Here is a 24,818-nt window from a genome sequence, read left to right as displayed (position 1 = left end):
AGGGCAGCTAACCGCATCCCCCGTGCCGCGTCCAGAGGCCGGCCGACCCCGTCCCGCGTCAGCCCTCCGGCGTCGCCGCGCGCCGGAGGGGCGGCCGCGTCAGCGTGGTCCACGCCCGCAGCAGCCACTCGACGGGGCCGTACCGGTGGCGCCGCAGCCACCACCGAGCGGCGACGATCTGCACGGCGAAGAGCGCGAGGGCGATCGCGAGCACCACCGGTGGCGACACCCTGCCGACGAGGCCCGCCCCGTACCCCGTGAACAGCAGGGCACAGACGAGGGACTGGGTGAGATAGCCGGTCAGGGTCATGCTGCCCACCGGTCCGAGCACGGCCACCGCGCGCCCGCCCGACCTCCGCCCCTGGGTGAGGCGGAGCACGGTCGCGGCGTACGCGGCGGCGAGCAGCGGCGCCGTGACGACGTCGACCCCGAGAGCGAGGATCTGATACGCGCCGCCCGGGCGCACCAGGCTCGCGTGGGCGTACACGACACCGCCGAGGAGCCCGAGCGTGAATCCCGCCCACTGAAGTCGGACCAGAGTCGTGCGATGGCGGGCGAGGTCCCCGAGCTCACGGCCCCGCCCGGCGGCGAGACCGAGGAGGAAGGCCGCGAAGGCGGCCGGGGCCTGGAAGAAGGCGAGCAGGAAGACGACGTCGGGCAGCTGCCCCAGGTGCTCCCCGATCACGGCACCGGGGCCGCCGCGCAGGGCTCCGGCGGCGCGCTCGGCCTCGGCGGTCGCACCCGGGTCCACACCCGCGCCGCCCGCCAGGTGCACACCGGCCGCGAGCAGGACGTACAGGGTGGCCGTCACGGCGAAGAGGACGACGGCGGCACGGACGGCGGTGCGCGGCCCGATGCGCCGCGCGGCCAGCAGGATCAGGCCGAGCAGGGCGTACGTGGTGAGGATGTCACCGGGGAAGAGCAGGACCGCGTGCAGGGCGCCGAGGACGAACAGACCCGCCAGGCGCCGCAGGAAACGCGGGGCGAACCGGGCGCCGCTCCGCTCGGCGGAGGCGAGCTGGAGGGTGAAGCCGTAGCCGAAGAGGAACGAGAACAGCAGGAAGAACTTGGCCTCGAAGAAGACGGTGACGAACCACCGGACCGCGCTGTCGAGGGGCGAACCGAAGCCTGGATCCTCCAGCCCCGAGCCGTGGTAAGTCGACGCAATGTAGCCGATGTTGACGACGAGGATGCCAAGCAGGGCGAAGCCTCGCAGGGCATCGACGTGCGCGAGTCGCACTCCGAGGCCGGCGCTGGTGCCGATGGCTCCGACACCGGTGCCGGAGCCATCGGCACCGGCGTCGGCACTGGCACGGGCGCCGACCGCCGACCTCTCGCCGCCCTGCGCTGCCGCTTGCAAGTCCATGACCTTCCCCCAAAACTATCGAATGCAAAACGCTCGTATCGAGAATGAACGTATTACTATCGATAGCGCAAGCCGGTCCGCCGAGGAGGAGCGCCATGGACACACCGCCGGTGGTACGCCGAGGCGTACCGGAGGGAGCCGAGGCCAGGGTCGCCGCCCTGTACTGGGAGGCGTTCGCGCGCAAGCTCGGCGTCGCCCTGAACCCGCCCGACAAGGCCCGCGCGTTCCTCGCGGCCCACCTCCACCACGACCGGGGGATCACCGCGCTCGTCGACGGCGAGGTGGCGGGGGTGGCCGGCTATCAGCTCGACGGGCGAGGGCTCACCGGCGGCGGGGCTTCGGACCTCCTCGCCGCGTACGGGGTGCTGCGGGGACTGCCCCGGCTGGCCCTCCTCGCCCTCCTGGAGCGCAGGCCCGCATCCCGCGAACTCGTGATGGACGGCATCGCGGTCGCCCCCGAGCACCGGGGCACGGGCATCGGCGGCCTCCTGCTGCGCGAGATCGCGGCCGTGGCGGCCGAGGCCCGCTGCCGCCGTGTCCGGCTCGACGTCATCGACGTCAACCCGCGCGCCCGCGCCCTGTACGAGCGGCACGGTTTCGTCGCCGTCCGCACCGCGAAGACGCCCTGTCTGCGCGGCCTGATGGGCTTCGGCGCTGTCACGACCATGCACCGGCCCGTCACGGCGGCCTCCTCCCACCACGACCAGGAGACCCGATGAAGCCCGGAACCACCGCGACGGAGGGCGAGGCCACCGGCGCCGCCGAACCTCCCGGAACCACCGAAATGCCCGGAGCCGCCGAAGTCCCCAGAGCCACCGAAGTCCCCACAGGCACCGAAGTCCCCGCGGACGCCGCTCCCTGGAACCCCATCCCCACCCGCACGCTCGTGCACGCCCTCGTCCGTACGGACGGGACCGTCGACGCCGGGGAGCTCTACTCCGTAGCCGGACTGCTCTCCATGACCGACCAACAGGTCCGGCTCTGCGTCAAGCGCCTGGTCGCGGAGGGCCGGTTCACCCACGAGGGACGGGGGCGCAAGGCCGTCCTCCGTGCGGTCGCCGACCCCACCGGCTCGATCGCCCCCGACACGGCCCATGTCGGCTTCGCCTACCGTCAGGACCACGGGCTCGCGCCCTGGGACGGCCGTTGGCACCTCTTCGCCTTCGCCGTCCCCGAGTCCGCGCGGGCCGCGCGTGACACGCTCCGCGACAGCCTCCTCGGCCTCGGCGCCGCCCCTCTGCAGGGAGGCCTGTACGTCGCCGCCAACCCGATCGAACCGTTGGTCGAGGCCCAGGCCCGCCATCTCGGCGTCCCCGACCAGGTCACGTATCTCACCAGCACCGACCTACGGGTCGGGGACGTCGCCGAGCCGCAGGCGCTGGCCGCCGCGCTCTGGCCCCTGGACGAGATCGCGGTCCGGCACCACCGGCTGGCCGCCTTCGCCCGCTCCTGCCTCGACCGGCTCGAACGCCCGGAGAACCTGACGGACTCCGAGGCTCTGACGCTCGCCGTCCAGCTCGCCTCCGCATTCACGTACGCCATGCGGCCCGACCCGCTGCTGCCCCCCGAGCTGCTCCCCAGGCCCTGGCCGGGCGCCGGGGCGCGCGAACTCTTCGCCGCGGCCTGGACCGCGCTGACGAACCGCCCGGCGCGGGACTCCGGACCGCCCCTCCCCCGCCTCTTCGCCCTGTACGAGGACGTGGCGGACCTGCCCGTCCCCGAGTGAGGCTCCCGGCCGGGCTACCCGGAGGGCGGGTGACGGCGGGCTGAGGGGTCGGCCATACTGACCGGCGGCATTCCGACGGGGGCGTGCCGCACAGGGGGTGGCGAGTGGACGGCGTGGACCTGCCGGAGCGCATCGGCGACTACGCCGTGGAGCGTGAGCTGGGTGCGGGCGGCATGGGGACGGTGTACCTGGCGCGGTCCCGGGGCGGACGTGCCGTGGCCGTCAAGGTGGCCCGGCGCGAGCTGGCCGCCGATCCGCACTTCCGCGCCCGGTTCCGCGCGGAGGTCGACGCCGCCCGCAGGGTCGGCGGGTTCCATACCGCGCAGGTCGTCGACGCCGACCCGGACGCGGCGGCGCCCTGGCTCGCGACCGCCTACATCCCGGGGCCGACCCTGTCGGGGCTGCTCACCGAGCGGGGTCCGATGGACGAGGCCCGACTCCGGCTGCTCGGTGCGGCGTTGGCGGAGGCGCTGCAGGCCATTCACGACTGCGGCCTGATTCACCGTGACCTCAAGCCGGGCAACATCATCATGGCCGACGACGGCCCGCGCGTGCTCGACTTCGGTATCGCCCGGGCCTTGGAGTCGACCCGGCTGACCTCCACCGGAGCCGCCTTCGGCACCCCTGGTTTCCTGGCCCCGGAGCAGGCTCAGGGTCTCGAAGTCGACGGCGCCGCCGATGTGTTCGCGCTGGGGGCCGTACTGGTCGCGGCGGCCGGTGGGCATGCGTTCGGGGAGGGCACCCCGATGGTGCTGATGTACCGGGCCGTGCACGAGCCGGCGGACCTGTCCGCCCTGCCCGAGGGCGTGCGCCCGGTGATCGCCGCCTGCCTGTCCAAGGATCCGGCACGAAGGCCCACGCCGAGAAGACTGCTGGACCTGTTGGCCCCGGACACCGCCGCGGATCCGGAACCGGACGCGGTCGGCCACCCTCCGACGGTGCCCTCCGCGGCCGTGCCCTCCGCGCCGAGGCCGACGGCCGGGTCGACTGACGTCCCGACCGGCGGGGACATCGCCCATGCCGCGACTGTTGCCGCGGCCCCGCGCGCGGATTCCCCGCCCGCCCTCCCCCGGCAGGCAGGGCTGAGCCGGGAGGCGAAGACCGCCCCGCCGGGGCGGAAGAGCACCGGACTGGTCGCCGCCGGAGTGGCCGGAGCCCTGATCGTGCTCGGCGGCGCGGGGTACGGCATCTACGCGTCCGGGAGCTGGGGCTCGGGCTCGGACGCATCCTTCCCCGAGGCCACCCACGAGCTCGTCCTTCCCGAGTCGATGGTGGGAGGCGTGTACGGGCGCAACATCGAGCACCGCCTCCCTCCGGACCGGCAACCGGACCGCGAAGGCCAGAAGGGCTCGACGCACTACTCCGCCGACTACACCGTCACCAGCACCGGCATCGAGGAGGGGGTCCTGTTCCGCACGGTGCAGGTGTACGGCTCGTCCGGTCGGTACAAGAACCCGGAGTCGTATCGAGACGGCCTGATGAGGGCCATGACCGTGACGGGCAGCGAGACCGTCAGCGACCCGCCCAGGACGATCCGCGTTCCCGGCTCGGACGTCGATTTCCGCTGCGAGACCGTGGACGGCGAGACGGTGTGCGGCTGGGGCGACGACAACACCACCGTCGCGATCGCGTTCGCCCCGGCCGGCTCACTCGAACTGGCGGCGAGGGAGACCCACAAGATACGCAACGAGATTCGCCGGCCGATCGCGACCCCGACCGCCTCGCCGTAGGGCCTCTCCGACCCCGACCCCCCGGACAGGCCTGCCCTAGCCCGCGAAGCGGGCCATCCAGGACTCGACCTCGGCCGAGGAGCGCGGCAGGCCCGCCGACAGGTTCTCGTGGCCGTCGTCGGTGACGAGGAGGTCGTCCTCGATCCGGACGCCGATGCCACGCCACTCCTCGGGCACGGTCAGGTCGTCGGGCTGGAAGTAGAGGCCGGGCTCGACCGTGAGCACCATGCCCGGTTCGAGGACGCCGTCGACGTACTCCTCCGTGCGTGCCTGCGCGCAGTCGTGGACGTCGAGGCCGAGCATGTGGCCGGTGCCGGCCATGGTGAAGCGGCGCTGGAGGCCGAGCTCGTAGGCGCGGTCGACCGGGCCCTCGATGAAGCCCCACTCGACCAGCCGCGCCGTCAGATGCCGCTGGGACGCCTCGTGGAAGTCTCGGTACGGAGCGCCGGGCTTCACCGCGGCCATGCCCGCCTCCTGGGCCTCGTACACCGCGTCGTACACCTGGCGCTGGACCGGGCTGAAGGCACCGTTGATGGGGAGGGTGCGGGTGACGTCGGCGGTGTAGAGGGAGTGGGTCTCCACACCGGCGTCGAGCAGGAGCAGTTCGCCGGGGCGCACCGGGCCGTCGTTGTTCGTCCAGTGCATGATCGTGGCGTGCTCGCCGGCGGCGCAGATCGAGCCGTAGCCGACGTGGTTGCCCTCCAGGCGCGCCCGGCGGAAGAAGGTGCCCTCGATCCACCGCTCCGAGGAGGCGACGGCCCGGGACAGCTCGCCGACGCAGTCGGTGAAGCCGCGGACGGTGGAGTCGACCGCCTTGCGCATCTCGCCGATCTCCCACTCGTCCTTGACGAGCCGGAGTTCGCTGAGCGTCCCGTCCAGCTCGACGTCACGCTCCTCGTCGGTGGTGACGGCGGCTTCGAGGGCCGGGTCGATCCCGCGGACGATGCGGGTGGGCACGCCGGAGGCGGCCAGGTCCTCGACGATGGTGCGGACGTCGCGGCAGGCGAGGCCGAGGACGACCTCGGACTCCGCGAGGGTGCGGCGGCGGCCCATCCACAGCTCGGCCGTGTAGCCGATCCAGAACTCGTCGGTGTCCCGGCCGTCGCGCGGCAGCTGGTAGCAGTAGGCGTCGTGGCCGCCGTCCGCGCGGGGTTCGAGCACGAGGGCACCGTCGCGCGCCTGGTCGCCGGTCATGTGCACGTAGCCGGAGTACGCGCGGAAGGGGTACGTGTCGTCGTTGGAGCGGGTCTTGAGGTTGCCGGAGGGGATCACGAGGCGCTCGCCGGGGAAACGCGCGGAGAGCGCGGCGCGGCGGCGGGCAGCGTACGGGGCCTGCTCGTCGGGTTCGAGCCCGTGCCGCTCCGTGTCCGCCCACCCCGACCTCATCAGGGTGGAGAGTTCCTCGGATATGCCTTCGTAGAGGCCGTTCTTGCGACCCTTCGCCACGTCCTGCACCTTCTTCCGCGTGAGTTCCTCGTCCGCCGTGGGCCGGCGTTGCCCGGAACGTACTCCGCGAGGCGCACGCCGGTTGCCGAAGACCGCCAGTGGCACGGATCGGCCACGCGGCGATCGTGCGTGCCAGGCGTCGCGGGCCAGGCGGGACTCTCCGGACCCGACCTAGCGGGGCGCCCAGGCCGCGGTCGGCCAGTCGTACTCGGAGAAGCCGTCCGGCAGCTTGCCGCAGGGGGCGTGGGTGCTCAGGGCGAAGGTCCCCGTGGGCTCGTACCAGTCGACGTCCACCTTGTCGCCGGTCCCAGGGTGCTCGAAGCGGAAGCCCAGGTCGGAGATGTTCTCGCTGACGAGCTTCCAGCCGTCCCGCTCCAGACGGAGGCGGGTACGGGCCTGCGCCGCGCGGGCCGCGGCCTCCGGCACGTCCGTGACGCTCCACGAGAGCCCGAAGCTGCGGACGTCGGGCCGACCGCTGTCGATGTGCGCGAATCCCCTGAGGCCGCGGTACGAGCAGCTGCCCGTCTCGACCCGGGACCCCACGCCGTCGGCTCCGCCGGGCAGCGCTGCCTCGTCGTACACCCGCTGTGCCTCCGCCTTGAGGCGCCCGGCGACCGCGTCGGGGTCGGCCGCCGGGTACGGCGGGCCGTTCCACACGGAGAAGCCGGCCAGGATCAGGCCCACGGCGATCAGGCCGTAGAGGCACCGCCGCAGCACTCGGCCCGGACGGCTTCGAACGACAGGATTCATGATCGGGAGCGTAGGACGACGACGCGGCACCGCGCGTGGGCGCTGCTACTCACCCGTGGGTGAGTAGCAGCGCCGCAGCTCCGTGGCTCAGTCCCGGCCCGCTCCCCGGGCGACGCGGGCGACGACGGCCGAGGCCTGCTCCGGGTGCCGCTCCAGCCACGCGCCGACGTGGTCGCGGACGGCCTCCTCGACGCAGGAGCGCACCTCGGCGCCGGCCAGGAGCGTGAGGGTGGCTCCGCGGAACTCAGGCTGATCCAGCTTCACCGACACGACCGCCGCGAGGCCCTCGCCGACCCGCTCGGCGCCGAGATCGGGATCGCCCGCCGCCAGGAGACGCCGCTCCCTCGCGTACGTGGTGAGCGCGGTCGCCCATCCGGCGCGGAAGCCCTCCACGTGCGCGCCGCCCTCATCCGTACGACGGCTGTTGGCGAAGCTCCGGACCGTCTCCTTCCCGGAGTCGCACCACCGCAGGGCCACCTCCACCGACCCCGCCATCCGCGGGTCCTCCACCTCGAAGTCGAGGATGTCCGGGTGGACGGGCCCACCCGCGGCGGTCTCCGGTAGGGCGACGAAGTCCCGTACGCCGCCCTCGAACCGCTCGGTCCTGGCCCCGCCCGGGGGACGTTCGTCGGTCAGGGACATGCGAAGGCCCCGGTTCAGGAAGGCGAGTTCCCTGAAGCGCTCCGCCAGCACGTCGTACGAGCATTCCGTCGTCTCGAAGAGGTCCGCGTCCGGCCAGAAGGTGAGGGTGGTCCCGCTCCCTGCCGCGGGCCCGGCGGTGGTGGGCGGGGCGAGCGCGACACCGCGGGCGTACTCCTGGACCTCACGCGCTCCCTCGCGCCGCACCTCGGCGGTCAGACGGCTCGACAGGGCGTTGACCGCGCTCAGGCCGACGCCGCGGAGGTCGAGCCTCGCCACGCGGCCTCCGCCGGGCTCCCAGCCGGCGTACAGGCGTGTCAGCCGAGCTTCCAGGCCGGGAGCCGCGGCGTCCCCGGCACTCTCGAACGGGATGCCGGGCCCGTCGTCGGCGACCCGGACGCCGCCGTCGGCCGTCAGCGTCACGTCGACGCGGCCCGCACCGCGGGTCAGGAGCGCGTGCACGGCCGGGCTCAGAGCTTCGTAGACCATCTGGTGCAGCCCTCGTGCCGAGGTCGATCCGACGTACATCCCGGGCCTCCTCCGGATGGCCTCCAGCCCCTCGATCACGTGGATGCGGCCGGCGTCGTACATGTTCGCGGCGTCGCTCATGAAGTCCCCTCCGACGGTGTCTTCCAGACCTCCGTCAGCCTAAGAGAATTTCAGAAGAACACCAGGTCAGAGCGGTTTTGGCGAACGTCTGGGAAGGGCGGTGAGCGCCCGCCGGGAGGCGGTCGGCCCCGGGGTCGCCGACCCCTGCCGGCGGCCGTACGCGGTGGCCTTCAGGCCCGCCACGGCACACGAACGGCGGGGACCGACGGCCCCGCATCGAAGGCGTCGATAATCGGTGCATGGCGAACGAGAAACTCAGCGAGGCACTCCGGCTTCTGGGCATCGGAGAGGAGGGCGCCCGGGTCTACCGGACGCTCCTGGAGTGCGGTCCCGCGCCGCTGAGTTCGATCGGTTCCGCGGCCGGGCTCGGGGACGAGGCGCTGGCGGAGGCGTACCGCGAACTGGTCGACTGCGGTCTGGCGAGCACCGCCGAGGAGGGTTCCGACGTGGTGGCGCCGGTTCCGCCGGCCGCGGGTCTGGAGATCCTCGGGCGGCGCCGGGCGGCCGAGCTCGACGCGTCCCGGATCACCGTGGGAGGCGCCTTCGACTCGTTCCGGCGGCATCGGCTCGCCGGGTACCACGACCCGCTGGTGGAGGTCGTCACCGGTGACGCCATCGGGCTCCGGATGCGTCAGGCGTGGACGAGCGCCCGGGACCAGATCCGGCAGTTCGACTCGCCGCCGTACTTCCCGCTCGTCGGCGCCACGGACGACGCGCTGGCCACGCTCGCGCGTGGGGTGACGCAGCGGGTCGTGTACTCGCGGGAGTCCCTTGAGCATCCGGGGCAGTTGGAGAACTCGATCGAGCCGTGCATCGAGGCGGGCGAGCAGGCACGGGTCCTGCCGTCGGTGCCGGTGAAGCTCGTGATCATCGACGACGCGTACGCGCTGGTCGCTCTGTCGATCAAGGAGACGGACGTCTACAACACGATGCTGGTCGTCCAGCCGTGCGGCCTGCTCTCCGCGCTCGTGGCGCTGTTCGAGCAGGCCTGGCAGAACGCGCTGCCGTTCCACGGCCGTTCGGCCCGGCCGGCGGGGCTGCTGCCCGCCGACCGGCGGCTGCTCCGGCTGCTCGCGGCCGGCGCGAGCGACGAGGTCATCGCCCGGGAGATCGGCGTCAGCCGCCGTACGCTCTTCCGCCGGGTGCAGGTCCTGATGGCCCGGCTCGGGGCTACGAGCCGGTTCCAGATGGCGCTGCAGGCGCAGCGGTCGGGGTGGCTGTGAGCGGTCCGGGGATCGCCGTCGCCTCGGTTCCCGCTCCCGCCTCCGCTTCCGCTCCCGCCTCCACTCCTTCTCCCCGTCCCGCTCCCGCTCCCGATCCCGATCCCGTGAGCTGCTGCCACAGATAGGTGTGCACGAGCGCGCTGTTGTGGGCGGCCTGTTCGTTGTCGCCCGCGCCCGCGTGCCCGCCTCCGGTGTTCTCGTGGAAGAGGACCCGGTGGCCGAGTTCCCGCAGCCGTGCCGCCGTCTTGCGGGCGTGCCCGGGGTGGACGCGGTCGTCGCGGGTGGACGTCATCAGGAGGACCGGCGGGTACTCCCGGTCCGCCGCGAGCCGGTGGTACGGGGAGAGTTCAAGCAGGTGGGGGCGGTCGGCCTCGTCGTCGGGGTCGCCGTACTCGGCGATCCAGGACGCGCCCGCGAGGAGCTTGTGGAAGCGGGTCATGTCGAGGAGCGGCACCTGGGCGACGATCGCGCCGAAGAGCTCGGGGCGGCGGGTGAGCATGGCACCCATGAGGAGCCCGCCGTTGCTGCCGCCCTTGGCTCCCAGCATGGCCGGGGTGGTGATGCCCCGGGCGACGAGGTCCTCGGCGACTGCGGCGAAGTCCTCGAAGGCCCGGGGGCGTTCGGCGCCGAGCGCGGCCTGGTGCCAGTCGGGGCCGTACTCGCCGCCGCCGCGGATGTTCGCGATGACGTAGGTGCCGCCGCGTTCCAGCCAGGCCCGGCCGGTCACTCCGCCGTAGAACGGGGTGAGGGAGACCTCGAAGCCGCCGTAGCCGTAGAGCAGGGTGGGACCGGGGCCGGGCGCCGCGGTGCGGTCGGGGCCGACGACGAAGTACGGGACGCTCGTGCCGTCCAGGGAGGTCGCGAAGTGCTGGTCGACGGTGAGGCCGGTGGGGTCGAAGTGATGCGGGGCCTGCTTGAGCGGCTCCGAGCAGGCGCCGATCCGCCCGTGGTGGAGGGTGGACGGCTGCAGGAACCCGGAGACGTCGAGGAAGTACTCGTCGGACACGTCGGGGTCGGTGTCGACGACGCTGACGGCGGACAGGGCCGGGACGCCGACGAGCGGCTCGCGCGTCCAACCGCCGCCGTCGGGAGCGGGGGTGAGGACCTCGATGTGGGTGCTGACGTCCCGCATCGTCTCCAGGATGAGGTGGTTGCGGGTCCAGGTGTGCCCGGCGAGTGCGGTCCGCGGATCGGGGGTGAACAGCACCTCCGGGGTGCGGTCGCCCGCCAGGAAGGCGTCGAAGTCGAAGGCGAGCAGCGATCCCGTCGGCTGCCCGAGCCACTCGGACTTGAGGGTGACGGTCAGGTGGCGCCGATGGGCGTAGGCGCTCGCGTCGTCGGGCACGTCGACGCGTACGCGGGTGCCGTCGGGGCGCAGGAGGTACGTCTCGCTCCTGAAGAAGTCCAGGGAGCGGCCGACGAACTCGCGCTCGAAGCCGGGCGTGGTGTCCCGGTATCCCCAGGCGGCCACGTCGCCCGGCTCGGCCTGGTAGACGAGCTCGGAGTCCTCGACGGGTGTCCCGCGGCGCCATCTGCGGACGGTGCGCGGATAGCCGGAGTCGGTCAGCGAGCCCGGGCCCAGGTCCGTACCGACGAGGACGGTGTCGTCGTCGACCCAGCCGATCCGCGTCTTCGCCTCGGGCAGCCGGAAGCCGTCGTCGACGAACTCCCGTGTGCCGAGGTCGAATTCGCGCACGACGACGGCGTCCCCGCCGTCACGGGAGAGCCGCACCAGGGCCCGGTCGTAGTCCGGGCGCCGTACGCGTGCCCCGTCCCAGACCCACTTCTCGTCCTCGGCGGCGGCCAGCGCGTCGACGTCGAGCAGCACGTCCCACTCGGGGGCGTCCTCGCGGTACCGCTCCAGGGTCGTGCGCCGCCACACCCCGCGCACGTGCTCGGCGTCCCGCCAGAAGTTGTACAGGTACTCCCCGCGGCGCACGGTGTAGGGAATCCGGTCGGAGGCGTCGAGCACCTCCCGCAGCCGCGCCTTCAGGGCCCCGAAGTCGTCGTCCCCGGCCAGCGCCCCCGCGGTCTCCGCGTTCCGCTCGGCCACCCAGGCCAGCGCGGCCTCTCCGGAGACGTCCTCGAGCCACAGGTAGGGGTCGTCGTCGTTCAGGTTCCCCATGGGTCTACTTCCCGTCCTCGCGTCGCAGCTGTGCCGACAGATGGTGTTGCAGCGGCCGGCCCACCGCCGCCAGGTCGTGGACGAAGTCCAGGGTGTCCGCGTCCGTGAGGGTGTAGCGGCGGCGGGTGGCCTCGACGTCCTTGGCCGTGGGGGCGAGGGCGACCGTGTGGGTGGTGAGGTCGATCGTGCCGTCCGCCGCCCGGCCGACCATGATCTCCGCGATGCCGGTGGGCTGGGTGATCAGTGCCTCCACCTGTCCCTCGGGCTTGAGGCGCCACCAGCCGCTCTCGCGCGCCGCCGGTCGCAGTGGGGTGCCGTCGGCGTCGATCAGCCAGGCGCGCGCCTCGTAGTGGAGGAAGGGTCGGCCGTCGTGGCTGAAGGTGACCTCCTGCGCGTACGTGAACTCCTCGGCGAGCGTCGGGTACCCGCCCCGGCCCGTGCCGACCCAGGTGCCGAGCAGCCCGGTCACCGGCGCGAGGAACTCGTGCGGGGCCGGTGCCGCGTCCGGCCGGAGGGCGTCGGGGTACGGGTACTGCCGGTCGCGGTCGGTCATGGTGCGCGCTCCTGGGTCGAGGCATGTGCCGGAGGGCAGCTTAGGCGGTGTCTTGTCGATCGGGCCGGATCGGCGAGCCCGGCCTGATCGGCAAGACACCCCTAGGTCGTCCACCCTCCGGCCGGGCCTCGTGCCACTCCTGACGGGCACTAGCCGCGGCGGCTCCGTACCAGGAGGTAGAGGAAGTACGGCGTGCCGATCACCGCCGTCATCAGGCCCGCGCCGAGCTGGGCCGGGGCGATCACCGTACGGCCGACGAGGTCGGCGACGCAGACGAGGACGGCGCCGATGAGGACGGCGACCGGCACCACGCGCGCGTGCTGTCGGCCGACCAGGGCGCGGGCCGCGTGGGGTGCGACGAGGCCCACGAAGCCGATCGTGCCGGCGGCGGCGACGGCGGTGGCGCTGAGGAGGACGGCGAGGGCGAGGAAGCCGAGGCGGCCGCGGCCCAGGTTCAGGCCGAGGAGGCGCGGGGTGTCCTCGTCGAGCGACACCAGGTCGAGTTCGGTGCGCCGCGCAGCTGCGACGACCACGCCCACGGCGAGGACCGCCGCGAGGGGGACGACGTCGGGCAGCGTCCGCCCGTAGGTGGAGCCCGAGAGCCAGGTCAGCGCCTTGATCGCGTTGAACGGGTCGGTGAGGATGATGAGCAGGCTGATCAGGGCCGATGCGCCGGTCGCGACGCCGAAGCCGACGAGGACGAGCCGGTTCTGCCGGAAGCCGTCCTTCGCGGCGAGGCCGAAGACGAGGACGGAGCTCGCGGCGGCACCCGCGAAGGCGGCGCCCGCCACACCCCACGACCCCACCATCGGCACGGTCGTGACCAGGAGGACCGCGCCCAGCGCGGCTCCGCCGGAGACGCCCAGGATGCCTGGTTCGGCGAGCGGGTTGCGGGTCACGGCCTGGACGAGGGTGCCGGCCAGTGCGAGGGCGGCGCCCGCGAGCAGGGCGGCGAGGACGCGGGGCACGCGTGTGTCGAGGACGAAGGCGGTGGTCCGGCCGGCCCGTCCCTGCGCCCAGTTCAGGACGTCGCCGAGCAACAGCTTGGCGTCGCCGAGGAGGAGGGCCGCGATCACCACGCCGACGAGGACGACGACCAGGACGGCGGTGGTGGTGAGGAAGACGCCCCGGCTGCGGATCCGCAGCCGGTCCGTCTCGGCGGCCGCCGCCGTGTCCCGGGTCCGGGTGGCCATGACGACGAGGAAGAGCGCGCCGACGAGGCTCGTGACGACTCCGGTCGGGACGGCGACGGCCACGTCCGAGGGGACGAGGACGCGCAGGACCACGTCGGAGCCGAGGACCAGGGCCGCGCCGGTGAGGCCCGCGAGGGGCAGGCTGCCCCGGGTGCGGGTGAAGCCGCGGAAGCGCCGGGCGAGCGGCCGGACGAGCGCGGGCGCGCACAGGCCGACGAAGCCGATGGGTCCGGCGAGGGTGACGGCGGCCGTGGAGAGCAGGGCGGCGAGCACCACGGCGGTGAGCCGGGTGGCCCGGACGGGGACGCCGAGGCCGCGGGCGGCGTCGTCGCCGAGGGCGAGGGCGTCGATCCGGCGGGCGAGGAGCAGCAGTCCGACGAGTCCGACGACGGCGACCGGCAGCATCTGGAGGACGCCGTCGAAGCCGTTCTGGGCGATGCTGCCCTGGTTCCAGTGGTAGATGCCGTCGGTCTGCTGGGGGAACAGCAGGAGCAGGCCCTCGGTGACGGCGGTGAGGCCGAGGGTGAGGGCGCTGCCCGCGAGGACGAGCCGGACGGTGCCGGTGCCGAGGCCGGAGAGGCCGAGGACGACGGCGGCCGCGGCGAGCCCGCCGACGAACGCGAGGCCGGAGGAGGCGAGCAGGGGCAACGAGACCCCGGTGACGGAGGCGAGCCCGAGCGCGAAGTAGGAGCCCGCGTTGACCGAGAGGGTGTCCGGCGAGGCGAGGACGTTGCGGCTGACGGCCTGGAGGGCGGCGCCCGCCATGCCGAGGACGGCGCCGACGAGCAGGCCCGCGGCCATCCGCGGCAGCCGGGAGGCGACGACGACGGACGCGTCGGCCGGGTCGGCCCGGCCGGTGAGCGCCTTCCACACCTCCGGGGCGCCGACGGCGGCCGTGCCCTGGGTGATGTCCACGACCGCGAGTGCGACGACGAGAAGGAGGAGGGCGGCCGTCACCGGGGCCGCGCCCGTCCGGGACGTGGCCGTCGGCGGACGGGTGGCGGGGGTGGTTGCGGTGACGGCCATGGTGTTACTTCGTCAGGGCGGCGACGACGGAGTCGACGTACTTGTTCATCGAACCGGGACCGCCGAACATCCAGACGCCGTCGGGCAGACGGTGGACGTTGCCCTTCTTGACGAACGGCAGGGAGGTCCACACCTTGTCCTTGGCGAGGACACCCGCGAACGGGTTGCTGGAGGCGTCGCCGTCGTTGCCGATGTAGGCGAACTGCACGTCACCGATCTTGGTGAGGCCCTCGACGTCGGTGGCGCCGAGGCCGTAGGCCGGGTCGCCCTTGACCGTCCAGGCGTTCTTCAGGCCGAGCTTCTCGTTGACGGCGCCGATGAGCGAGCCGCTGGTGTAGGGGCGGATCGAGACCTGGTTGGAGACGACGTATCCGTCGGCGAAGGCGTACTTCGCGCCGGCCAGCTTCGCGTCGGCCAGGGCCTTCCTGCCCTCGTCGAGCTTCGCCTCGAACTGCTTCTTGAGCTCCGTGGCCTTGTCGGTGGTGCCGGTGGCCTTGGCGATCAGGTCGAGGTTCTCGGTCATCCGGCCGATCGGGTCGGCGGCGTCGGCGGCCTTCACCTCGAGGACCGGGGCGATCTTGCGCAGCTGCTTGACGGCGGCCGGCGGCAGGTCGGAGGTCGCGAGGATGAGGTCGGGCTTGAGGGCCGCGACGGTCTCCATGCTGGGCTCGCCGCGGGTGCCGATGTCCTTGGGCTCGTTCTTCAGCGGGACGGCCGTGTCCCAGGTCTTGTAGCCCTTGACGTCGGAGACGCCCACCGGGTCGACGCCGAGCTCGATGAGGTGCTCGACGACGTTCCACTCGGTGCCGACGACCTTCTTGGCGGGGCCGTCGAGCTCCACCTTGGTGCCCGTGGCATCGATGAGGGTGATGCGCTCCGTGGTCTTCTTCGCGTCGTCGGCGGCGGGCTCGGTGGTGCCGCAGGCGGTGAGGGTGAGGGCCGCGGTGGTGGCGACCGCCGTGGTGAGGAGGAGGCGTCTCATGAGGTGGTGCTGAGCCTTTCGCTTCGCGAGTGGTGCCGGCCCATCGCACGGGTGCGCAGCCGGCCGGTGAGGGGATCGGTGTCGACCTCGATGCGGATGCCGTACGTGTCGGTCAGCCGCTCGGGCGTCAGGACGTCCGAGGGGCTGCCGTCGGCGACGACGCGTCCCGTGTCGAGCAGGACGATCCGGTCGGCGACGGCCGCCGCCTGGTCGAGGTCGTGGAGGACGGCGCCGACGGCGATGCCGTGGTCGTCCGCCAGGTCACGCATGAGGTCGAGGAGTTCGACCTGGTAGCGCAGGTCGAGGTAGGTGGTGGGCTCGTCGAGCAGCAGCACGCCCGTCTGTTGGGCGAGGCAGCCGGCGAGCCAGACGCGCTGGAGCTGTCCTCCGGAGAGGTGTTCGGCGCCGCGCCCGGCGAGTTCGGTGACGCCCGTCATGGCGAGCGCGCGGTCCACCGCGGCCCGGCCGTCCGGGTCGGCCTTGCCCCAGCGTCCCCGGTAGGGGTAGCGGCCGAACTCGACCACGTCCCGCACGGTCAGACCACTGGGGGTGGGGCGTCCCTGGGTGAGCAGGGCGACATGGCGCGAGAACTCACGGGGGCTCAGTGCGAGGCCGTCGGTGGTGCCGTCGAGGACGAGCGTGGCGGTCCGCGGCTGCTGGAGCCGTGCGAGGGTGCGGAGCAGCGTCGACTTGCCGCTGCCGTTCGGCCCCACGAGGACGGTCACTTCGCCGGGGCGCAGCGTCATGGAGGCGTCGTGGACGACATCGACGCCTTCGTACGCCACGGTGACACCCGTGGCCGAGAGTTCATGACCGTGGGGACGAAGCGTCGCGTCGGTCTGTTCACCTGCTTGCACGTCGCAGAGGTTAGCCTAACCTTAGCGATCGGCAAAAGAGGGCCCCGTGAACCGGACACAAGGCGGATTCAGGCCAAGCTGACGCCCTGTCTTGCTCCGCCACTTCGAGCCCGACGCACGTCCACGCTCCGAGACACCGTTGACCCTGCGCGCGGCCACCGCTACCTTCGCGCCATGTTGCGTACAGCCCTGCTCACCACGCGCGGTCACATCGACCTGCTGCGGGTGGCCTCCGCCGCGTGTCGCCGCGGCTGCTGACGCCCTTTCACGTCTTCGGCGCCCCTCTCGCCTTTCCGACGCCGCGTGCCCGCATGCCAGGGCGCGCGCCGTACCCGTACCCCCGCTGACGCGCTGACCGCCGTGTGCCCGGGCTCGCCCCGCGGCGCCCACGGTCACTGACGCGTACCCGCGCCTCCCCTCCCCGGAGTCCCGCCATGACGGTCGGTCATGCCCCGCCCCCTTCCCCGCCCCATCCATCGCCCGACATATCGCCTTTGCCCGATGTCGAGTCCCTGACTCCCGACGGTGGTCCCGGTCGCGGCCCCGCCGTTCCCCGCTGGTTGCGCCGCACCGTGGGACCCCTACTGCTCCTCGCGCTCTGGCAGACCCTCAGTACGACCGGAGCGCTGCCGGCCGACGCGCTCGCCTCGCCGGGGACGATCGCCCGCGCCGGTGGTGAGCTGATCGGCGACGGGACCCTCCCCACCGCGATGGGCGTCTCCCTGCGCCGGGTCGCCGCCGGACTGCTGATCGGCGGGATCGTCGGCATCGCGCTCGCCCTGCTCTCCGGTCTCTCCCGGCTCGGCGAGGACCTCGTCGACGCGCCCGTGCAGATGCTGCGGACCGTGCCCTGGGTCGGCCTGATCCCGCTCCTCATCATCTGGCTGGGCATCGGGGAGGCACCCAAGGTGGCGCTCATCGCGCTCGGCGTCGCCTTCCACCTCTATCTGAACGTGTACGCCGGAATCCGCGGCGTCGACGCCCAACTCGTCGAAGCCGGACAGTCCTTGGGGCTCGGACGCTGGGGTCTCGTCCGGCACGTCGTGCTGCCGGGGGCGCTGCCCGGGGCCATGACCGGGCTGCGCTACTCCCTCGCCACGGCCTGGCTGGCGCTGGTCTTCGGCGAGTCCATCAACGCCGACGCCGGCATCGGCTTCCTCATGAACCAGGCCCGGGAGTTCTTCCGCACGGACGTGATCGTCGTCTGCCTGGTCGTCTACGCCTTCCTCGGCCTCCTCGCCGACGCCGTCGTCCGCACTCTCGAAAGGCTGCTGCTGCAATGGCGACCGACCTTCACCGGACAGTGACCGTCCAGGGCCTCACCCGCTCCTTCGACGGACGCCCGGTCGTCGACGGGCTCGATCTGACCCTGGGCGCCGGACAGTTCACCGCCCTGCTCGGCCACAGCGGCTGCGGCAAGTCCACCCTCCTCCGGGTCCTCGCGGGGCTCGACCGGGAGATCTCGGGCACCGTCCTCGTCCCTCGCCGCCGCGCCGTCGCCTTCCAGGCACCGCGTCTCATGCCGTGGAAGCGGGTCTGGCGCAATGTGCTCCTCGGGCTTCCCGGGAAGCCGGGCCGGGCGGTCGCGGAGCAGGCCCTGGCGGAGGTCGGGCTCGGCCACCGCTCGGGCGCCTGGCCGAAGACCCTCTCCGGTGGCGAGGCCCAACGTGCTTCCCTCGCACGGGCCTTGGTACGGGATCCGGATCTGCTGCTGCTCGACGAACCGTTCGGCGCGCTCGACGCGCTGACCCGGATCAAGGCCCAGCGGCTCGTGGCCGAGCTGTGGCAGCGGCGCGGCTGCACGGTCCTGCTCGTCACCCACGACGTGGACGAGGCGCTGCTGCTCGCGGACCGCGCGCTCGTCATGCGGGACGGCGTCATCGCGTACGACACCGCCGTCGACCTGGACCGGCCCCGCTCCCCCGGCGATCCCGCACTGGCCGCGCTCCGCACCCGTCTGCTCGCCGAACTCGGGGTCGAAGAAGCCGAGTTCGCCGGACAGCCGGCCTGACCCGCGCCCCCCTGCCTCCAGGAGAGATATCCGTGAAGTCCTTCCGTCTGTCCACCGCGGCACTGCTCGTGCCGCTCGCGCTCCTCGCCTCCGCCTGCTCCGGCGCCTCCGCGGCCGGCTCGTCCTCGAACTCCGACGGCAAGGGCTCCCTCGTCCTGAACGTCGGCGACCAGAAGGGCGGCGCCGAGGCGCTGCTGCGGGCCGCCGGTGAACTGGACGACCTCCCGTACCGGATCACCTGGTCGACCTTCACCTCAGGACCACCACTCCTCGAAGCGGTGAACGCCAAGGCCGTCGACATCGGTTCCGTCGGCAACACCCCGCCCGTCTTCGCCGCGGGCGCCGACTCGAAGATCACCGTGGTCTCCGCGACGCACGGCGACTCCGCGGGCGAAGCGATCCTCGTCGCGAAGGACTCGCCCCTGCGATCCGTGGGTGATCTGAGGGGGAAGAAGGTCGCCGTCGCCCAGGGAAGCTCCGCCCACTTCCAGCTCGTCTCCCAGCTCGGAAAGGCCGGACTGAAGCCGTCCGACGTCCAGGTGACCCTGCTCCAGCCGGCCGACGCCCTCGCCGCGTTCACCAGCGGAAAGGTGGATGCCTGGGCGGCCTGGGACCCGTACACCTCACAGGTCCTGCTGAGCGGAAAGGGCCGGGTCCTCGCCGACGGGCGCGGGCTCGTCAACGGCCTCGGCTTCCAGGTCGCCGCCCCCTCGGCGCTCGCCGACCCCGCGAAGGCCAAGGCCATCGCTGACTTCGTCGAACGGTTCCGGCGCGCCCAGGGCTGGGTGTTCGACCACCCCGAGGCCTGGGCGAAGGTCTGGGCGAAGGAGACCGGGCTGCCGTACGAGGTGGCGCTCGCCGCCGTGAAGCGCAGCAGCGGCACCCGTATCCCGGTCGCCATCGACGACGCCGCCATCGCCTCCGAGCAGAAGATCGCCGACACCTTCGCCGCCCTCGGGCTCATCCCGCGCACGTTCCGCTTCGCCGACTACGTCGACACCCGCTTCAACAAGGACCTGCCGCCGTCCACCACCCCGGCGCGCAGCTACGGAAAGGCCTCCTCGTGACCGTCCATCTGCACTGGTTCCTGCCCACCGGCGGCGACGGCCGGACCCTCGTCGACCGGCACGCCTACACGGACGGCGGGATCACCCGCGACCGCGCCGTGTCCGGGGTGCGCGCGCCCGACATCGACTATCTGATCCAGATCGCCAAGGCGGCCGAGCAGTTGGGGTTCGAGGCCGTACTGACCCCGACCGGGACGTGGTGCGAGGACGCCTGGCTGACCACGGTCGCACTCGCCCAGCACACCGAGCGCCTCAAGTTCCTGGTGGCGTTCCGACCGGGGGTGATCTCGCCTGTGCTCGCGGCCCAGATGGCGTCCACGTACCAGCGGATCACCCGGGGCCGGCTCCTCCTCAACGTGGTGACCGGCGGCGACTCGGCCGAGCAGCGCCGCTTCGGCGACCACCTGGACCACGACCGCAGGTACGCGCGCACGGCCGAGTTCCTGTCGGTCGTGCGGGGCGCCTGGAGCGGCCGGCCCTTCGACTACGAGGGCGAGCACTTCCGCATCGAGGGCGGGCTCACCGCACTGCCGCCGGACCCGCTGCCCGAGATCTTCTTCGGGGGCTCGTCCGCCGCGGCCGGTCCGGTCGCGGCGGAGCACGCGGACGTCTATCTGACCTGGGGCGAGCCGCCGTGGCAGGTCAAGGAGAAGATCGACTGGATCCGGGGCCTCGCGGAGGAGCGGGGCCGGACGGTCCGCTTCGGGATCCGGCTTCACACCATCTCCCGGGACTCCGCGCGCGAGGCCTGGGCGACGGCCGACCGGCTGCTCTCCGATCTCGACGCCGAGACGGTCGCCGCCGCGCAGCGGGTCCTCGGCCGGAGCGAGTCGGTGGGCCAGCAGCGGATGCTCGCCCTGCATCAGGGCGGCTCCCTCGGCCGCGACCGCCTGGAGATCTCGCCGAACCTGTGGGCCGGGGTGGGACTCGTCCGGGGCGGGGCGGGCACCGCGCTCGTCGGCAGCCACGCCGAGGTCGCTGACCGGATCGAGGAGTACCACGACCTGGGCGTGGAGCATTTCGTCCTGTCCGGCTACCCGCACCTGGAGGAGGCGTACTGGTTCGGCGAGGGCGTGCGGCCGGAGCTGGCGGCGCGCGGTCTGCTGCCGTCCGTCCCGCCGTCGCCGCTGCTCGGTGTCCCGGCGGCGAACGGCCGCCCGGCCTCGGCTCCGGGAGGCGCGCCGCTCCTGGTGTCCGGCGGACGGTAGGCCCCAGGGCACAGAGGCCGGGGCGGGGGCGCGGGAAGATCCGCGCCCCCACCTCGGTTGGTAGAACCGTGAACGATTACGGGGTCGAAGAAGCCGGGACCGTGACAGCGGCGGAGGGGCCGACGTCGGTGGACGTCGTCGTCATCGGCGCCGGACAGGCGGGGCTCTCCGCCGCCTTCCACCTGCGCCGCGCGGGCCTTGAGCCCGACCGGGACTTCGTCGTCCTCGACCACGCCCCGCGGCCGGGCGGCGCCTGGCAGTTCCGCTGGCCCTCGCTCACGTACGGCAAGGTCCACGGGATGCACGCGCTGCCCGGTATGGAGCTGACCGGCGCCGACCCCGCCCGCCCGTCCTCCGAGGTGATCGGCGCGTACTTCGACACGTACGAGCAGACCTTCGACCTGCGGATCCACCGCCCCGTCGACGTCACCGCCGTCCGGGAGGGGGACGACGCGCGGCTCCTGGTCGAGACCTCCGAGGGGACGTACGCCACCCGTGCCCTGATCAACGCCACCGGCACCTGGGACCGCCCCTTCTGGCCGCGCTACCCGGGCCAGGAGACCTTCCGGGGGCTCCAGCTGCACACCGCCGGATACCCCGGCCCGGAGGAGTTCGCCGGGAAGCGGGTCCTCGTCGTCGGCGGCGGGGCCTCCGGCACCCAGCACCTCATGGAGATCGCGGACGTCGCCGCCGAGACGTTCTGGGTGACCCGGCGCGAGCCCGTCTTCCGCGAGGGCCCCTTCGGGGAGGCGGAGGGCCGGGCGGCCGTCGCACTCGTCGAGGAACGCGTACGGCAAGGGCTGCCCCCGAAGAGCGTCGTCTCGGTCACCGGGCTCCCGCTCAACGACGCGATCCGGGCGGCACGCGCGCGCGGGGTCCTGGACCGCCTGCCGATGTTCGACCGGATCACCCCGACCGGAGTGGCCTGGGACGACGGCCGGATCGTCGACGTGGACGTGATCCTCTGGGCCACCGGTTTCCGGGCGGCGATCGACCATCTGACCCCGCTGCGGCTGCGCGAGCCGGGTGGCGGGATCCGGGTCGAGGGCACGCGCGCGGTCCGGGACGAACGCGTCCACCTCGTCGGCTACGGTCCCTCGGCGTCGACGATCGGCGCCAACCGGGCCGGGCGCGCGGCGGTCTCGGACATCCGGCGTCTGCTGCGCCGCTCGCCGGCCGACGCGGTGACCGCCTCGGCGTGACGGGACTCAGTTCTTCTCGGCGCCCCGGTTGGCGTTGAACTCGGCCACGTTCTCCTGGTGGGCCGCGTAGTCGGCGGTGAAGCGGGTGTCTCCCGGGGCCACCGTGACGAAGTAGAGCCAGTCGCCGTCCGCCGGCCGGATCACCGCGTCCACGGCCTGGTCCCCCGGGTTGCCGATGGGTGTCGGCGGCAGGCCCTTCCGCTCGTAGGTGTTGTACGGGCTCTTGATCCGCGTGTCCTCGAACGTGGTGTCCACGGTGCTGCGGCCGAGCGCGTAGTTGAGGGTCGAGTCCATCTGCAGGGCCATGCCCCGGGCGAGCCGGTTGTGGACGACCCGGGCGACCTTGGCCATGTCCTCCGGGTTGTCGGCCTCGGCCTGGACGATGCTGGCGGCGATCACCGTCTCGTACACGCTCATGCCGTGCGCCTTCGCCCCCTCGACGATCCGCGCGGCCCCGAAGCGCTTGCCGGCCGTGTCGACCATGAAGCGGAGCAGCCCGTCGGGGGTGGTGGCGTCGAGCACGGGATACGTCGCCGGGAAGAGGTAGCCCTCGGGGTTGCCTCCGGCCTCCGCGGGCAGCGGGAGGGCGGTGGCGGATGCGGTCGCGGTCTTCCGTGCCGTGCCTTCGGGCAGTCCGAGCGCCCGGTCGACGGCCGTGTAGACCTGGCCGGCCCGCCAACCCTCGGGGACGAGCAGCGGCCTGGGCTGTTCGACGGCCGGTTCGTCCCGCGTCAGGAGCAGCGGGAGGGTGATCGCCACGGCCACCGCGACGACGGCCCCGAGCAGCAGCGCGAGGCGCCCGCGCCGGGTGAGCCGGGGACGGCGACGGGGCGGCCGGAGACCCCGGGGAAGGGAGGGGCGGCGGCGTGGGGGTGCGTACGGGGACGGCGGCCGGTACGTCATGGCCGCACGCTAACCCGCCGCGCGGGGGAATCCCGGGAACCCGCGCACGCGGCGGCGCCGCCGGCTCCCTGGGACGGGGAACCGACGGCGCCGGGGCACTGCGATCGTCAGACGAGCCAGCCCAGGAAGTGGACGACGCCGGCGAGCAGGTTGGTGATGACGTTCATGGTGGTGCTTCTCCTCGTACAGGTACATCAGTGGGACCGGTGCTTCAGTGGGACCACGCGGTCACGGTCTGCAGCCCGTCGATCGCGCACCGCAATCATCCGACGTCGTAGAGGAGTTGAGCAACGAATCCCGGCACGATCACACGTTCTGGGGAACAACCGCTCCCACGTTCGCCTGTTCGGCCTTGGCGGTGAGGTCCACGGCCCTCCTGGCGTCGCGGCGGACCAGGGCCGCGTACTTCCCGTCCCGGGCGAGCAGCTCGTCGTGCGTGCCGCGCTCCGCGATCCGGCCCGCTTCCAGGACGACGATCTGGTCGGCGTCACGGACGGTGGAGAGCCGGTGGGCGATGGTGATCGTCGTGCGGCCCGCCGACAGGGCGTCGATGGCCTGCTGCACGGCGTGCTCCGTACGGGTGTCGAGGGCGCTGGTCGCCTCGTCGAGGATCAGTACGGGCGGGTCGCGCAGGATGGTGCGGGCGATGGCGAGGCGCTGCTTCTCACCGCCCGAGAAGCGGTAGCCGCGCTCGCCGACCAGGGTGTCGTACCCCTCGGGCAGCGAGGCGATGTGCTCGTGGATCTGGGCGGCTCGGGCGGCGGCCTCGATCTCCTCGTCGCTGGCGTCCGGCTTGGCGAAGCGGAGGTTGTCGGCGACGGAGGCGTGGAAGAGGTACGTCTCCTGGGAGACGACGCCGACCGCGCGGGCGAGGGTGTCGAAGTCCAGGTCGCGGACGTCGACCCCGTCGAGGGTGACGCGTCCGCCGGTGACGTCGTACAGCCGCGGCACCAGGTAGCTGAGGGTCGACTTCCCGGAGCCGGTGGGGCCGACGACGGCCAGGCTGCCCCCGGCGGGGACGGTCAGCTCGACGGAGTCGAGGGTCGGACGGCCGGCGCCCTCGGGGTCGTAGTGGAAGTCGACCTTCTCGAAGGCGACCTCACCGCGCACCTCGCGGAGCCGGACGGGCTCGGCGGGCTCGGTGATGTCCACGGGCAGGTCGAGGTACTCGAAGATGCGCTGGAAGAGCGCGAGGGACGTCTGCATCTGCACGCCGGTGGAGAGCAGGCTGACGGCGGGCCGGAAGAGGCCCTGCTGGAGGGAGACGAACGCGACGAGGGTGCCGAGCGAGATCGCGGCCCCGCCGGAGCCCAGGGCGATGCCGGCGGCCCAGTAGATCAGGGCGGGCATGGCGGCCATGACGATGCCGATGGTGGACATCCGCCACCGTCCGGCCATGGAGGAGCGCACTTCGAGGTCGACGAGGCGCTCGGACTCCTCGGCGAAGGACTTCGTCAGGGAGTCGGCACGGCCCATGGTGCGGCCGAGCAGGATGCCGCTGACCGAGAGGGACTCGGTGACGGTCGCGGCCATGGCGGCCATCTGCTTCTGGCGCTGGGTGGTGATCCGCTTGCGCTCACGGCCGACGCGCCGGCTGATCCAGACGAAGACGGGCAGCAGGAGCAGCGAGACGAGGGTGAGGCGCCAGTCGAGGGCGAGCATGGCGACGACCGTCGCGACGACGGCGGTGAGGTTGGAGACGAGCGAGGTGGCCGTGGAGGTCACGGTCGCCTGCATGCCGCCGATGTCGTTGGCGATGCGGGACTGGACCTCGCCGGTACGCGTGCGCGTGAAGAACGCGAGGGGCATCCGCTGGAGCTGCTCGTAGACCCCGGTGCGCAGGTCGTGCATGACGCGCTGGCCGACGGTGGTGGAGATCAGGGTCTGGAGCACACCGAAGACGCTGGTCAGCACGGCGGTGGCGATCATGCCGAGGGCGAGCAGGCTGAGCAGCCCGGTGCGGCCCTGGGGGATCGCGGTGTCGAGGATCTCCTTGAGCAGGAAGGGTGAGGCGACCGTGACGAGCGAGGCGGCGCCGACCAGGAGGCCGACGAGCACCAGGCGGGCCCGGTAGGGGCGGAAGAGTCGCAGGATGCGCCGCAGCTGCGCGGGCTCCTTCGGCTGCGAGGAGTCGCGGGGCGGGGGCGTCCAGTCGGACTGGTCGTGGGGGCGCATGGGCTCCTTCGAGGGTTCGGCGATGCC

At 72.9% G+C, this 24,818-nt stretch carries 20 protein-coding genes; 9 read left to right on the top strand and 11 right to left on the bottom strand.

Annotated elements, in window-relative coordinates; translation table 11 throughout:
* Window positions 1-58 precede the first annotated feature (58 nt).
* Window positions 59-1,366 carry a DUF418 domain-containing protein gene (locus tag OG259_RS35110; RefSeq protein WP_328945899.1) on the bottom strand — a complete coding sequence of 436 codons (1,308 nt, stop codon included), beginning with the start codon at window positions 1,364-1,366 and terminating at the stop codon, window positions 59-61.
* Between the two features lie 95 nt (window positions 1,367-1,461).
* Here OG259_RS35110 and OG259_RS35105 point away from each other — a divergent pair, with 95 nt between their 5' ends.
* From OG259_RS35105 to OG259_RS41835, 3 genes are all read left to right on the top strand, one after another.
* Window positions 1,462-2,085, top strand: a complete 624-nt coding sequence (locus OG259_RS35105) for a GNAT family N-acetyltransferase (protein ID WP_328945898.1) — start codon at window positions 1,462-1,464, stop codon at window positions 2,083-2,085.
* Window positions 2,082-3,092: a PaaX family transcriptional regulator C-terminal domain-containing protein gene (locus OG259_RS35100; protein ID WP_328945897.1), complete on the top strand. Its 1,011-nt coding sequence runs from the start codon at window positions 2,082-2,084 to the stop codon at window positions 3,090-3,092. The genes OG259_RS35105 and OG259_RS35100 overlap by 4 nt, the downstream gene beginning before the upstream one ends.
* Before the next feature lie 104 nt (window positions 3,093-3,196).
* A complete protein-coding gene (locus OG259_RS41835; RefSeq protein WP_443052071.1) occupies window positions 3,197-4,822 on the top strand; it encodes a serine/threonine-protein kinase in 1,626 nt (541 codons plus the stop codon).
* A gap of 36 nt (window positions 4,823-4,858) precedes the next feature.
* Here OG259_RS41835 and OG259_RS35090 read toward each other — a convergent pair whose 3' ends face one another.
* The 3 genes from OG259_RS35090 to OG259_RS35080 form a co-directional block, all read right to left on the bottom strand.
* Window positions 4,859-6,268 (bottom strand): aminopeptidase P family protein, encoded by a 1,410-nt coding sequence (locus OG259_RS35090; RefSeq protein WP_328945896.1) that lies wholly within the window; start codon window positions 6,266-6,268, stop codon window positions 4,859-4,861.
* A 171-nt stretch (window positions 6,269-6,439) separates the two neighbouring features.
* Window positions 6,440-7,018, bottom strand: coding sequence for a hypothetical protein (locus OG259_RS35085; RefSeq protein WP_328945895.1), 579 nt, complete (start codon window positions 7,016-7,018; stop codon window positions 6,440-6,442).
* A gap of 87 nt (window positions 7,019-7,105) precedes the next feature.
* Window positions 7,106-8,266 (bottom strand): ATP-binding protein, encoded by a 1,161-nt coding sequence (locus tag OG259_RS35080; RefSeq protein WP_328945894.1) that lies wholly within the window; start codon window positions 8,264-8,266, stop codon window positions 7,106-7,108.
* 239 nt (window positions 8,267-8,505) lie between these two features.
* Here OG259_RS35080 and OG259_RS35075 point away from each other — a divergent pair, with 239 nt between their 5' ends.
* On the top strand, window positions 8,506-9,489 hold the full coding sequence (locus OG259_RS35075; RefSeq protein ID WP_328945893.1) for a helix-turn-helix transcriptional regulator: 984 nt from the start codon (window positions 8,506-8,508) through the stop codon (window positions 9,487-9,489).
* On the opposite strand, the gene OG259_RS35070 is transcribed toward OG259_RS35075, so the two are convergent.
* The 5 genes from OG259_RS35070 to OG259_RS35050 all read right to left on the bottom strand — a co-directional run bounded on the left by OG259_RS35070 (window position 9,437) and on the right by OG259_RS35050 (window position 16,225).
* Window positions 9,437-11,614: a prolyl oligopeptidase family serine peptidase gene (locus OG259_RS35070; RefSeq protein WP_328945892.1), complete on the bottom strand. Its 2,178-nt coding sequence runs from the start codon at window positions 11,612-11,614 to the stop codon at window positions 9,437-9,439. The genes OG259_RS35075 and OG259_RS35070 overlap by 53 nt on opposite strands.
* 4 nt (window positions 11,615-11,618) lie before the next feature.
* Window positions 11,619-12,167 (bottom strand): FABP family protein, encoded by a 549-nt coding sequence (locus OG259_RS35065; RefSeq protein WP_328945891.1) that lies wholly within the window; start codon window positions 12,165-12,167, stop codon window positions 11,619-11,621.
* A gap of 149 nt (window positions 12,168-12,316) precedes the next feature.
* The gene (locus OG259_RS35060; RefSeq protein WP_328945890.1) at window positions 12,317-14,386 is read right to left on the bottom strand and encodes an iron ABC transporter permease; all 2,070 of its coding nucleotides are present in this window, start codon (window positions 14,384-14,386) and stop codon (window positions 12,317-12,319) included.
* Window positions 14,387-14,390: 4 nt separating this feature from the next.
* A complete protein-coding gene (locus OG259_RS35055) occupies window positions 14,391-15,368 on the bottom strand; it encodes an iron-siderophore ABC transporter substrate-binding protein (protein ID WP_328945889.1) in 978 nt (325 codons plus the stop codon).
* On the bottom strand, window positions 15,365-16,225 hold the full coding sequence (locus tag OG259_RS35050) for an ABC transporter ATP-binding protein (protein WP_328945888.1): 861 nt from the start codon (window positions 16,223-16,225) through the stop codon (window positions 15,365-15,367). The genes OG259_RS35055 and OG259_RS35050 overlap by 4 nt, the downstream gene beginning before the upstream one ends.
* Window positions 16,226-16,659: 434 nt before the next feature.
* On the opposite strand from OG259_RS35050, the gene OG259_RS35045 reads away from it, so the two are divergent.
* From OG259_RS35045 to OG259_RS35025, 5 genes are all read left to right on the top strand, one after another.
* Window positions 16,660-17,532, top strand: coding sequence for an ABC transporter permease (locus OG259_RS35045; protein WP_328945887.1), 873 nt, complete (start codon window positions 16,660-16,662; stop codon window positions 17,530-17,532).
* Window positions 17,505-18,236, top strand: coding sequence for an ABC transporter ATP-binding protein (locus tag OG259_RS35040; RefSeq protein WP_328945886.1), 732 nt, complete (start codon window positions 17,505-17,507; stop codon window positions 18,234-18,236). Before OG259_RS35045 ends, OG259_RS35040 begins: the two co-directional genes overlap by 28 nt.
* A 32-nt stretch (window positions 18,237-18,268) precedes the next feature.
* Window positions 18,269-19,303: an ABC transporter substrate-binding protein gene (locus tag OG259_RS35035; RefSeq protein ID WP_328945885.1), complete on the top strand. Its 1,035-nt coding sequence runs from the start codon at window positions 18,269-18,271 to the stop codon at window positions 19,301-19,303.
* Complete coding sequence (locus OG259_RS35030; RefSeq protein ID WP_328945884.1) at window positions 19,300-20,511, top strand: LLM class flavin-dependent oxidoreductase; 1,212 nt, start codon at window positions 19,300-19,302, stop codon at window positions 20,509-20,511. The genes OG259_RS35035 and OG259_RS35030 overlap by 4 nt, the downstream gene beginning before the upstream one ends.
* 101 nt (window positions 20,512-20,612) lie before the next feature.
* Window positions 20,613-21,713: an NAD(P)-binding domain-containing protein gene (locus OG259_RS35025; protein WP_328945883.1), complete on the top strand. Its 1,101-nt coding sequence runs from the start codon at window positions 20,613-20,615 to the stop codon at window positions 21,711-21,713.
* A gap of 6 nt (window positions 21,714-21,719) precedes the next feature.
* On the opposite strand, the gene mltG is transcribed toward OG259_RS35025, so the two are convergent.
* Both mltG and OG259_RS35015 read right to left on the bottom strand, forming a co-directional pair.
* Window positions 21,720-22,616, bottom strand: coding sequence for an endolytic transglycosylase MltG (gene mltG, locus OG259_RS35020; protein ID WP_328945882.1), 897 nt, complete (start codon window positions 22,614-22,616; stop codon window positions 21,720-21,722).
* 306 nt (window positions 22,617-22,922) lie between these two features.
* On the bottom strand, window positions 22,923-24,791 hold the full coding sequence (locus tag OG259_RS35015; RefSeq protein WP_328945881.1) for an ABC transporter ATP-binding protein: 1,869 nt from the start codon (window positions 24,789-24,791) through the stop codon (window positions 22,923-22,925).
* Window positions 24,792-24,818: the final 27 nt, after the last annotated feature.

Origin of the sequence: Streptomyces sp. NBC_00250 (assembly GCF_036192275.1) — a bacterium.
GTDB lineage: Bacteria > Actinomycetota > Actinomycetes > Streptomycetales > Streptomycetaceae > Streptomyces.
The sequence above is the reverse complement of the archived record's forward strand: the minus strand, read 5'-3'. Positions and strand labels throughout refer to the sequence as shown.